Genomic DNA, 12,171 nt, shown 5'->3' with positions numbered 1-12,171 from the left:
TAATGCAAATGAATAATGTTTAACAACTACTAATTCTACACACTCAAGTTTGAATTCATAGCTGTGCTTGACTTTTCTTTCCATAAAAATGCCCCCAAATAGCGTCTAACTTTTTGGGGGCAGTGCAAACTTCAACCCTTTTTTTATTAATTGGAATCTAAACTTAGCATCTTAGTTCCTTAGAATCTTAGCCTCTCAAAATAAATCTTGTACTTTTTTTAACCTTTCTCGTTTTTAGATTTGAGAAATCCGTTCGTATCTTTGAAGACTTATTATTAAAAAAGGGAAAAAACTTAGAACCTTAGAATCTTAGCAACTCAGTATCTTAGAAAAAAATGAAATACACTACGTTACCCAACACCGATATAAAAGTTAGTAAAATATGCCTTGGAACAATGACTTTCGGGCAGCAGAATACAGAGGCAGAAGGACACGAACAAATGGATTACGCTCTTGAAAGAGGAGTTAATTTCTTTGATACTGCCGAAATGTACTCGGTTCCTGCGAGTGAAGCGACTTACGGAAGTACAGAAAAGATTATTGGAACTTGGTTTAAAAAATCTGGAAATAGAGATAAAGTTATTTTGGCTTCTAAAATTGCGGGACCAAACCCGAATTTTGGATATATGCGTGAGAAATTAGATTTTTCTCCGGCAAGTATTAAATATGCAGTTGAAAACAGTTTAAAAAGACTGCAAACTGATTATATCGATTTGTACCAAATGCACTGGCCAGAAAGAAAAACGAATAATTTCGGACAACGTGCTTTTCACGGGCACGATGATGTTTGGGAAGATAACTTTAGAGAAATCTTAGAAACTTTTGATGGATTAATCAAAGAAGGTAAAATCAAACATATTGGAGTTTCAAATGAAAATGCTTGGGGAATGATGCGTCTTTTGGAAGAAAGCAAATACAACAATCTTCCAAGAATTAAAACAGTTCAAAATCCATATTCTTTATTGAACCGTTTGTTTGAAGTAAATTCTGCAGAAGTTTCAAAATATGAAAATGTTGGCTTATTAGGATATTCACCTTTAGCATTTGGAGTTTTGACTGGAAAATTCTTAACTGGAGAAAGTCACCCGAAAGCGAGAATTAATCTTTTTCCGCAGTACAAACGCTACAATAGTGACCAATGTACTGAAGCGACTAAATTGTATCTGGAAATCGCTAAAAAACATGGTTTAACGTTAACGCAATTGGCAATGGGATTTGTTTTGCAACAACCGTTTTTGACAAGTGCTATTATCGGAGCGACAACCATGGAACAATTAAAAGAAAACATTGACACGATTGATGTGGTACTTTCTAAAGAAATCCTTGCTGAAATTGATGCTGTTCAAGCTATAATTCCAGATCCTGCGCCTTAAGTTTTTTTGCTACGAAGGCTATTTTTTGCCACGAAGGCACTAAGACACGAAGGTTTTTTAATCTCGCAAAGACGCGGAGTCGCAAAGTTTTTCAATAGCCCCTAGCTTAAGCTAGGGGAATACGATCGAAATAGAAAAGGGCTTTAGCCAAACTTTATTAGTTTGGCTAAAGCCCTTTTTTTTGCGTTTATATTTTCATCCAGCTAAAGCTGGATGCTATTGAATTTAATAGATTAAACTTTGCGACTCCGCGTCTTTGCGAGATTAAAAACAAAAAAAACTAGTGTCTTAGCACCTTCGTGGCAGAAAACAATTACAAATCAAATTCATCATCAACAGCTAAAGAATCAGTTTTTATTGCTGTAGAATCCGGAACTTTAATTTTGATTAAAGAACGCGCATTTCCTGAAATGTAAACAGGCAATAATCCAATTGTGTCTTCCGGAACTAAAAGCCCTCTTCTAAACATTAAATTCTTTAGGAATTTTTGGTTTTTAATAGCATAATCTTTCAAGTTACCTTCATCGTTAAACTGATACATGAATTTTCTTGGTTTCGGAATAATAGTTGCCAAATACAAACATTCGTCAACATTTAAAGCCGAAGGGCTTTTTTGAAAATAGAAATGACTTGCTTCTCCAATTCCGTACACATTTGGTCCCCATTCAATAATATTGAAATACACTTCTAGCATTCTTTCTTTGCTTACAATTCGGTTGTTTTCTAAAATGTAAACAAGAAGGATTTCTTCAAGTTTTCGCGAAAGCGTTTTTTCACGAGTTAAAAAGACATTCTTAATTAACTGCATGCTGATTGTGCTGGCACCGCGAGAGAATTTCTTAGTTCGAATGTTTTTAAGAATCGATTGTTTGAAGGCTTCGTTTATGAATCCGCGATGCGAGAAGAAAGAAGGATCTTCCGTCGTTAAAACAGATTTTCTTAGATAAGGAGAAATCTGGTCTAAAGGTGTGTAATTCGGATTTGCATTTCCGACCAAAATAGGTCTTTGCAATACATTCTGAATAATGGCACGATACACAAACTCGCCATTTAGTTTATTTAAATCGGCTTCGCCATATTTAGTGATTCGTAAATCTTCTTTGTTAAGCTTACTATCAAAAACAAGCGTGTTGGGTTTGTTTTTATTGAATTTGAAATCCAATTTGTAATCGAAATTTCCAGTTGCCTGCATTCCTTGAAAATGCGTGAACAAACCGTCGGGAAGCGAAACGATAAAATCCTGCGCTTTCATTTTCGGAATGTCCATTTTCAAAGTATAAATCGTGTCTTTTTCGGTATCGTAAGAAATGTAAGGACGAACCTTAATCTTGTTCAACTGCATTGTAGAAGAACTGTCGATAGAAATAAAGCTATCGCCTAATAAAAAGCGGTAATCAAAACGTGCATTTTTTATAACGACATCTTTGCTTGCGATTTTTGGATGATTGATTTTAAGATTGGCGATAGAAGTGTAACCGTCTATATGAAGTTCGCTGCCACTTTTGTCTATGTTTTGAACATTGAGACGAATAGAATCAAAACTTGCTTTTAAGTTATAACGCTGATCTAAATACGGAACGCGAATAGCGCCAGTATCTAAGTTGAAAAATCGAATATCGGCCTTTTTATTTCTCGGATCAGCAAACCCTTTAATGTTCCAACGCTGATCAAAATCTTTTGCTTGAACATGAAGATTGGTTTCGAGCTGTTTGTTGTTTAAAACAAGTTTATCTACAGCAATATTGGTTTGTTTTCCGTTGTCGTCGATTTTGAAATTAAAATTTTTCAAATCCATATCAGTCGGAACCAAATTCAATACTTTCGAAATGATTCTGTAAGCAAAAGCAGCGTATTTACGTTTTTCATTAGAATCGGTTTCTTCGCGATCTCTTTTTAGAAAAGCATCAAAATTTCGTTTTTTGCCCTTTTTGACTAATTGAATATATCCATTGTCTACTTTTAGAGTTCCAACTTGAACATCTCCAATTAATAAATTACTTAAACTGATGCTGGTTTCGACATTTTTAATTTTGACAAGCGTATCAGCATTTATTGGAGCTAAAACAACATCTGTCAATTTTATAGTCGATAAACCATCAAATGAAGCTGATTGTACAGAAAAGTTGCTTTGGTACTGAACAGCCATTTTGTGGGTGACTTTTGCAATGGCTTGTTTTAAAAGGGAATCACGAAAATAGTAAAGTCCGATGCAAAGTACTATGACTACTATTCCTAGTATTTTTAATGCTTTGTATATTTTTTGTTTTGGAAAATTCATAGGAGGAGTGGTATTTGAAATCAGCCAAAAAGAATGCTAGCAACATCTTCAATTTTAGCAACCAATTCGATTTTTATTCCAGTATTTTTTAAAGCAATTTTATTGTATTTAGAAACAAATATGGTGTCGAAACCTAATTTTTCAGCTTCCTGAATGCGTTGGTCTACACGATTAACAGGACGAATTTCGCCAGAAAGTCCAACTTCGCCAGCAAAACAAAATCCTTTTCCAACCGGAATATCTTCGTTTGAAGATAAAATGGCAGCCACAACAGCCAAGTCAATTGCGGGATCATCTACAGAAATTCCGCCAGTAACATTCAGAAAAACGTCTTTTGCGCCTAAGCGAAATCCAGCTCTTTTTTCTAAAACAGCCAAAATCATGTTTAGCCTTTTTGCGTTGTAACCTGTTGTACTTCTTTGTGGTGTTCCATAAACAGCTGTACTCACTAAAGATTGTATTTCGATCATCAATGGACGCATGCCTTCTAAAGTTGTCGCAATTGCAGTTCCCGATAATTCTTCGTCTTTATGAGAAATCAGAATTTCAGAAGGATTGCTAACTTCTCGTAGTCCGCTACCTAACATTTCATAAATTCCAAGTTCTGATGTAGAGCCAAAACGGTTTTTAAGCGAACGCAAAATTCGATAAATATGATTTCTGTCGCCTTCAAATTGGAGCACAGTATCGACCATATGTTCTAGGATTTTTGGTCCAGCGATATTTCCGTCTTTTGTAATGTGCCCAATCAAGATTACTGGAATATTACTTTCTTTAGCAAATTTGATTAGTTCAGCAGTGGTTTCACGAATCTGAGAAATACTTCCTGCAGTCGATTCGATATAGTCGGTATGTAAAGTCTGAATCGAGTCGATTATGACCACTTCAGGCTGAATGGTTTCAATTTGTTTAAATATATTCTGCGTTTTGGTTTCAGTAAGAATATAACAGTTGTCGCTGTTTGGCGTAATTCTCTCTGCGCGCATTTTAATTTGTTTCTGGCTTTCTTCTCCAGAAACGTATAAAGTTTTGTATGGTAATTTTAAAGAAATTTGAAGTAAAAGTGTACTTTTTCCGATGCCAGGTTCACCGCCCAAAAGAGTCAAAGATCCAGGGACAAGTCCGCCTCCTAAAACACGATTCAATTCGCTATCAGTAGTGTCCATTCGAACTTCCTGTGTAGAATCAATTTCGTTAATTTTTAAAGGCTTTGGAGCTTTGCTTGTTGGAGTAGGTTCACTTTTCCAAGCAACCTTATCTTGTTTTTGAATGATTTCTTCGGCAATCGTATTCCATTCTTTGCAGGCATTACATTGCCCCTGCCATTTGGAATACTGAGTTCCGCAGTTCTGACAAAAAAAGGAAGTTTTAACTTTTGACATTATTTACTTTTTTTTAGCAAGTGTATTCATTTCGTCAATTTTCTCATACATCATGTCTTTGTTCAAATCACCAATTGGCTCCATTTGTGAAGCGTTTTGGTATTTTTTCGAAGCGTGTTTAGGATCGCCTTGTTTTTCATACATTAATCCTAATTCATATTCTCCCAACATGGCTTTAGGGTAATTTACATTTCCTATTTCAGCCATTTTCCCTAGTTCACTGTAAGCATTTCTTTTTAAAATAAGATTTTCTATTACTTTAAAATCGCTCATTCTAACAGGAATTTGAACTCCTAAAGCTTCAGACATTGTAGCATATTTTTTTTCTAAATATTCTGCATAACCTTCTTGAAGAACCGCAATTTTGTCGTTGTATTCGGCAGAATTTATAGGACGGTATACTTCAAAAATCTGATATAATGCACTTGGTATAGAATGTAATACTTCTGTATAATGTGTTGCGCCTTTAAATACATCATATTTATAATTCACTAACGGATTATTGGCGATTTTAATATTGCTGTTTAATTTTTCTATTGGCTCTTTAATTTTTTTAATATCACCTTCTCCTGCAGAAAGATAATAGAAGACAGGGCTTTTTATTTTAGCAAATTTCTCTGCAATACGCACTTCCATTTTTGGGGCTAGTTCTGGACTTAAACAGATGTAGGCATTAAAAAGCGGGATTTCTTTGTACAAATAAAAATTGGCAAAACTTGCTGTTACATCATGACCTGCAATAAGTCTGAAAGGCGAAGTGCGATATTTTTTTTCGATATAAGGAATTAATTCTGCTCCAATAAATTCAAAAAATTTTGCTCCTTTTTCAAAAGGAAGACCTTCGTTTTGATCAATTGTTGTGTCGTCATAACGTTCTTCATCTTTGTTTTGATGAATTCCGATAATGATCATTTCTGGAATATCATCCCAATAAGTTCCGTAGCTCACAGCTCCAGAAAAAGGATCAAATAAGTAATCTCCATCCAATAAATAAAGAACAGGATATTTTTTGTCTTTGTTGGCTTCGTAAGAAGCAGGAAGTCCAATTGTAATTCTACGCTCTTCTCCGAGTTTTTCCGATTTAATGTTATCGAACGTTTTTTGGGCAAACGACGAAAACGAAATTAATAAAAATAGTAGGTAAACTTTTTTCATGATTTGTGGCATTTCAGTAAATTAAAAAGTATTGAAAATAGTGTAGCAATATACTATTTTATTTGCTTCTTTGTTAAAGAGATTAAAATTTGAAGCACAGTATTTTAGCGTCAAAATCATTTTGGATTAAGACAAAAGAAAGTTTTTTTGTTCAAAATTGACTTTTGACAAAGTAGGGAAATTCGGTAAGAAAAAGAAAATCTTAGGTTAAAGAATTGTCGTTTTCATTCGGGAAAATAATCCATGGTTTGAAGGTTTTTGCTTCTTCAAAATCCAAAGTAGCATAAGAAATGATAATGATGATATCATCTTTTTGCACTTTTCTAGCTGCAGGACCATTTAAAGTAATTTCTCCTGAATTTTTTTCACCTTTAATAGCGTAAGTCTCAAAACGCTCGCCATTATTAATGTTAACAATAGATACTTTTTCGCCTTCAATAATATTTGAAGCCTCTAGTAGAGTTTCATCAATAGTAATACTTCCAATGTAATTTAAATCGGCTCCAGTTACTTTAACTCGATGAATTTTTGATTTTATAACTTGAATTTGCATGCTGCAAAGTTAGATTAATTTAATGAAATGGTGTCAATCAGTCTTATAGAATTAACAAATACCGCTATAAATGCACGATATTTTTTATCATTCTCTTTCTTATCGATAGACAAAAGTGTAGATTCGTCAGCAATAACAAAATACTCCAGTTCGAACTCTTTGTTGTCTTTGAAGGAATTTTCTACAAATTCGATTGTTTCTTGCGGAGAGTGATTTTGGAAAATCTCTTTTGCCTCGGTCAAAACTTTATAGATAATAGAAGCATCTTTTCTTTCTTGCGGAGTTAGACGTTCGTTTCTTGAACTCATTGCAAGCTCATTTTCTTCTCTAAAAATAGGACAACCGACAATGTTTACTGGTAAATCAGTTTTTTCAACTAATTTTTTTACAATTTGAAGCTGCTGAAAATCTTTTTCTCCAAAATAGGCATTTGTTGGGGTTACGATTTCAAAAAGACGTTTTACAATTGTTCCAACACCATTGAAATGACCAGGTCTGAATTTTCCTTCCATCTGGTTTTCCAATCCGTCAAAATCAAAAGTCTGCGAAACAGTATTTCCTTCGTAAATATCTTCGACTGAAGGTGCGTATAAAATGATTTTATCACTTAATGTACGCATTTTCTTAACATCTTCTTCTAGTGTCCTAGGATATTTTGCTAAATCTTCGGCGTTGTTAAATTGAGTTGGGTTGACAAAAATACTTACTACTGTATCGTTGTTTTCTTTTAACGAACGTTGCATTAAAGCCAAATGTCCTTGGTGTAAAGCGCCCATTGTAGGTACAAATCCGATGGTAGAATTTGCGGTTTTGATAGTTTTAAGATAAGCTATCAACGCTGCTTTACTGTAGAAAATATGCATTGAGGTATTATTAAAATTTATGCAAACATAATATATTAGTTATAAACTGCATAAATTTTTGTAATTTTGCGACGTTTTTATTACCAAAATTAAGTAAAATACTATTATGAAAGATAAGAGGATATTATATGTATCATCTGAAGTCGTGCCTTACTTGGCTGAAAATGAGGTTTCTTTAATGTCTTATGACGTTCCGAAAATGATTAATGACCAAGGTGGCCAGATAAGAATTTTCATGCCAAGATATGGAAATATCAATGAGAGAAGACACCAATTGCATGAAGTGATTAGACTTTCAGGGATGAATTTGGTAGTGAATGACTTAGATATGCCGTTGATTATTAAAGTAGCTTCCATTCCGAAAGAAAGAATCCAGGTTTATTTTATTGATAACGATGAATATTTCAAACGTAAAGCCACTTTTACAGATGAAGAGGGCGCTTTATATCCAGATAATGACGAAAGAGCAATTTTCTTTGCAAAAGGCGTTGTGGAGACTGTGAAAAAATTAAACTGGGTTCCCGATATCATACATGTTCACGGTTGGCTTGCGGCAATGCTACCCATTTATATGAAGCATTATTATAAACACGAAGCACTGTTTTCTGAAACGAAAATTATTACTTCTGTTTATGGCCAGTCATTTGATGAGAACCTAGATTTAGAAATGATAAATAAAGTTAAATTTGACGGTGTTCCTCATGAAGCAGTGTCAGATTTGGAAGTGCCAAATTATGAGAATGTTTTAAAAGCTAGTATTTTACATTCAGATGGTGTAATCATTGCATCAGAGAATGTTTCTCCAAGTTTAACAAAATTTATAGAATCTTCAGGAAAACCTTTTTTACCTTTCGCCACGAAAGATGCATTTGCTGACGCTTATACAAATTTCTATAGAACATTTGGACTTTAAATTTTAATTTTATTTTTTGACATGTATAAAACTTCTTTTATTAAGAAAGCTCTTTTGGCTGTAATGGCTGTTTTTCTATATTCTTGTGACAAAGATTTTAATGCGATTGGTGATGGTTTGATTGGAGATGATCATTTTGGACTTGAAGCTGAAAAATATGATGTTGTAGCATTTAATCAAGAAGTTACCCCTATCCAGTCCAATACCATGACACCAAATGCTCTTGGTATTTTAGACAATCCGCTTTTTGCAAGCACGACGGCAAATTTTGTAACTCAGGTAGGACTTTCTAGTTATCCTATAAAAGTTGGTGATTCTCCAGTAATTCAAAGTGTTGTGCTTGAAATTCCATATTTCAACCATGCAACAGCTACAGATAATGAAGGAAATACCACTTATGTGTTAGACTCTATTTATGGAGACAAAAACGGAAAAATTAAATTAAGTGTTTATGAGTCTGGAATCCAGATGAGAAGCAGTTATTTAAATGGAGGTACCCAGTTGCCGCAGTTTTATTATACAGATCAAAATAGTGAATTTGAGAGTAAAAAAGTTGGGTCAAGATTGAATGATGGAGATGTTTTGCAAAATGATGAATTCTTTTTTGATGCAAAAGAAATTGTAATAAAAACAACAGATCCTACTACTAAAGTAGAAACAACTACAAGAAAAGCGCCTCAAATGACACTGCAGCTTAACAAGCAGTTTTTTCAAGATAGGATATTAAATGCAGATGCTTCAAAGCTTGCTGCAGAAGATGTTTTTCAAGAATATTTTAGAGGTTTGTACTTTAATGTTGAGAAATCGGGATCTAATCCGAGTAGTTTGGCACTGATGGATTTTTCTAAAGGGGTTATTACAATTAAATACAAAGCAAAAACTAGCTCAACTACAGATGATCCAGAAGCTACCGAAGACAAGGAGATTCTTTTGAACTTGAAAGGTACTTTTACAACGACGGCTAATTTTTTACAAGATACTAGAAATGCAGATTACCAAAGTGCTATAACAACAAACGTAAATAAAACAGATGGAGATGAGAGGCTTTATTTAAAAGGTGGAGTAGGCTCTTTGGCGGTGATAAAACTTTTTAATCCAACAGATGTTTTAAGTTATGATTCTAATGGTGCGGTAGTAAATGGAGCGAATGGAGTTTCTGACCAATTGGACGAAATTAGAAGTAATGTCGCTATTAAGAATTGGAAAGTAAACGAAGCTAATTTGGTTTTCTATATCGATGCTGATAAAATGGCTGGTACACAAGAGCCAAATAGAGTGTATTTGTACAATTTGACAGATAATACCATTTTAGCAGATTACTCTACGGATGCTGTATCTGCTTATGGTGGAGTAATTAGTAAAGGTACTGATAAAAGAGGTAAAAGCTATAAAATTAGAATCACGAGCCATATTCGTAATTTAGTAAAAGATGCTACAGTTAAAAATGTTGATTTAGGCTTGGTTGTTTCTCTAAGCCCAACTACAGTTGCGTTTAATGCGCTTAAGGAGAAAAATGCTATTACTCCGGTAGTACCAAGAACATCATTATTAAATCCTCTTGGGACAATCATATATGGAGGAAAAGTCTCTACTTCTACTCCAGAAGATAAAAGATTGAAACTTGAGGTGTACTATACGAAACCAAATTAATAAATATATATGTGTGGAATTGTTGGATATATCGGTCATCGAGAGGCTTATCCTATTGTAATAAAGGGATTAAAGCGTCTGGAGTACAGAGGATATGATAGTGCCGGCGTTATGTTGTATGACAACGAGTCGGGCATTAAAGTTTGCAAAACAAAAGGTAAAGTTTCAGATCTTGAAGCTAAAGCCGATGAAGGTTTTACTATAAACGGTAATATTGGAATTGGACACACTCGTTGGGCTACTCACGGGGTTCCAAATGATGTGAATTCTCACCCTCATCTTTCTAATTCTGGAGATTTAGCAATTATTCATAACGGAATTATCGAGAATTATGCGCCTTTAAAAGAGGAGCTTATCAAAAGAGGTTATACTTTTAAGTCAGATACGGATACTGAAGTTTTAGTTAATTTGATAGAAGAAGTTCAAAAGAACGAAAATCTTAAATTGGGTAAAGCTGTTCAAGTTGCATTAAACCAAGTTGTTGGTGCCTATGCAATTGCTGTTTTTGATAAAAAGAATCCGAATGAACTTGTTGCGGCTAGATTAGGTAGTCCGTTAGCAATTGGTGTTGGAGAAGGGGAGTATTTTATTGCTTCTGATGCTTCACCATTTATTGAATATACTTCTAATGCGGTTTATTTAGAAGATGGCGAAATGGCAAATATTAGATTGCATAAGCCAATTAAAATTAGAAAAATTCAAGATGACTCGTTAGTAGATCCTTATATTCAAGAACTTCAAATGAACTTGGAGCAGATTGAAAAAGGAGGGTATGATCATTTCATGTTGAAAGAAATCTACGAACAGCCAAGTGTTATTAAAGATACTTACAGAGGAAGGCTTCATGCCAATGAAGGAATTGTTCAAATGGCTGGTGTTGAAGATAATTTAGAGAAATTCTTAAACGCAAAACGTATTTTAATCGTAGCGTGTGGAACTTCTTGGCATGCAGGTTTAGTGGCAGAATATATCTTTGAGGAATTTACCCGTATTCCTGTAGAGGTTGAATATGCTTCTGAGTTTAGATACAGAAACCCAATCATCAACAAAGATGATGTAGTTATTGCTATTTCACAATCTGGAGAAACTGCAGATACTATGGCGGCTATTAAATTGGCTAAAGAAAACGGAGCGTTTGTATTTGGAGTTTGTAACGTAGTGGGTTCTTCTATTTCTAGAGAAAGCCATGCAGGGGCTTACACACACGCAGGTCCAGAGATTGGAGTAGCTTCTACAAAAGCATTTACGACTCAGATTACTGTTTTAACGATGATTGCTTTACGTTTAGGAAAAGCGAAAGGAACATTGTCAAATACAGATTTCCATACTTATCTTCAAGAATTAGAGATTATTCCTGAGAAAGTTGCTGAAGCGTTAGAAACTAATGATAAAGCAAAGGAAATTGCCGCTGCTTTTAAAGATTCACCAAACTGTCTTTATTTAGGTAGAGGATATAATTTCCCTGTTGCTTTAGAAGGTGCATTAAAATTAAAAGAGATTTCATATATCCACGCAGAAGGATATCCAGCTGCAGAAATGAAGCACGGCCCGATTGCTTTAATTGATGAATTTATGCCTGTTATTGTGATTGCTCCTAAACAAGGGCACTACGATAAAATTGTTAGTAACATTCAGGAAATTAAATCAAGAAGCGGTAAAATTATTGCTGTTGTTACAAAAGGAGATACTCAAGTTCGTGAATTAGCAGATTATGTAATCGAAATTCCAGAAACTTCAGATGCATTATCGCCATTAGTTACAACAATTCCGTTGCAATTACTTTCTTATTACATTGCTGTAATGAGAGGTTGTAATGTTGACCAACCTCGTAACTTAGCGAAGTCGGTTACAGTAGAATAAATTTATTTATCCAAATATAATAGTTTAAAAAGCGAGATTTAGGTCTCGCTTTTTTTTATTATCAATAATTTTTTTAGGCATATGTATTTTTGTGAAATTTTCAGTTTTTTGATTAAAATTTATATGTATGCATAGTATATTGGT

At 34.1% G+C, this 12,171-nt stretch carries 9 protein-coding genes; 4 read left to right on the top strand and 5 right to left on the bottom strand.

The window, feature by feature from the left end; all coding sequences use genetic code 11:
* Nucleotides 1-335: 335 nt before the first annotated feature.
* Nucleotides 336-1,373 (top strand): aldo/keto reductase, encoded by a 1,038-nt coding sequence (locus ACFO3N_RS13785; RefSeq protein ID WP_379798582.1) that lies wholly within the window; start codon nucleotides 336-338, stop codon nucleotides 1,371-1,373.
* 313 nt (nucleotides 1,374-1,686) lie between these two features.
* On the opposite strand, the gene ACFO3N_RS13780 is transcribed toward ACFO3N_RS13785, so the two are convergent.
* The 5 genes from ACFO3N_RS13780 to panC all read right to left on the bottom strand — a co-directional run bounded on the left by ACFO3N_RS13780 (nucleotide 1,687) and on the right by panC (nucleotide 7,604).
* Entirely contained in the window at nucleotides 1,687-3,651 is a 1,965-nt protein-coding gene (locus tag ACFO3N_RS13780; protein ID WP_379798580.1) for a transglycosylase domain-containing protein, read from the bottom strand.
* 20 nt (nucleotides 3,652-3,671) lie between these two features.
* Complete coding sequence (gene radA, locus ACFO3N_RS13775; RefSeq protein ID WP_379798578.1) at nucleotides 3,672-5,033, bottom strand: DNA repair protein RadA; 1,362 nt, start codon at nucleotides 5,031-5,033, stop codon at nucleotides 3,672-3,674.
* Nucleotides 5,034-5,036: 3 nt separating this feature from the next.
* Entirely contained in the window at nucleotides 5,037-6,188 is a 1,152-nt protein-coding gene (locus ACFO3N_RS13770) for an alpha/beta hydrolase (RefSeq protein ID WP_379798576.1), read from the bottom strand.
* A 202-nt stretch (nucleotides 6,189-6,390) separates the two neighbouring features.
* Nucleotides 6,391-6,741, bottom strand: coding sequence for an aspartate 1-decarboxylase (panD, locus tag ACFO3N_RS13765; protein WP_008465481.1), 351 nt, complete (start codon nucleotides 6,739-6,741; stop codon nucleotides 6,391-6,393).
* 14 nt (nucleotides 6,742-6,755) lie between these two features.
* Nucleotides 6,756-7,604 (bottom strand): pantoate--beta-alanine ligase, encoded by an 849-nt coding sequence (gene panC, locus ACFO3N_RS13760; RefSeq protein ID WP_095930312.1) that lies wholly within the window; start codon nucleotides 7,602-7,604, stop codon nucleotides 6,756-6,758.
* A 106-nt stretch (nucleotides 7,605-7,710) separates the two neighbouring features.
* On the opposite strand from panC, the gene ACFO3N_RS13755 reads away from it, so the two are divergent.
* Genes ACFO3N_RS13755 through glmS form a run of 3 tightly spaced genes read left to right on the top strand, consistent with a single transcriptional unit; the run spans nucleotide 7,711 to nucleotide 12,027 of the window.
* The gene (locus ACFO3N_RS13755; RefSeq protein ID WP_095930313.1) at nucleotides 7,711-8,517 is read left to right on the top strand and encodes a glycogen/starch synthase; all 807 of its coding nucleotides are present in this window, start codon (nucleotides 7,711-7,713) and stop codon (nucleotides 8,515-8,517) included.
* A gap of 21 nt (nucleotides 8,518-8,538) precedes the next feature.
* The gene (locus ACFO3N_RS13750) at nucleotides 8,539-10,167 is read left to right on the top strand and encodes a DUF4270 domain-containing protein (RefSeq protein WP_379798572.1); all 1,629 of its coding nucleotides are present in this window, start codon (nucleotides 8,539-8,541) and stop codon (nucleotides 10,165-10,167) included.
* Nucleotides 10,168-10,176: 9 nt separating this feature from the next.
* Nucleotides 10,177-12,027 carry a glutamine--fructose-6-phosphate transaminase (isomerizing) gene (gene glmS, locus ACFO3N_RS13745; protein WP_250834806.1) on the top strand — a complete coding sequence of 617 codons (1,851 nt, stop codon included), beginning with the start codon at nucleotides 10,177-10,179 and terminating at the stop codon, nucleotides 12,025-12,027.
* Nucleotides 12,028-12,171: the final 144 nt, after the last annotated feature.

This window comes from Flavobacterium chungangensis (genome assembly GCF_042654045.1).
Classification (GTDB): Bacteria; Bacteroidota; Bacteroidia; order Flavobacteriales; family Flavobacteriaceae; genus Flavobacterium; species Flavobacterium chungangensis.
The sequence above is the reverse complement of the archived record's forward strand: the minus strand, read 5'-3'. Positions and strand labels throughout refer to the sequence as shown.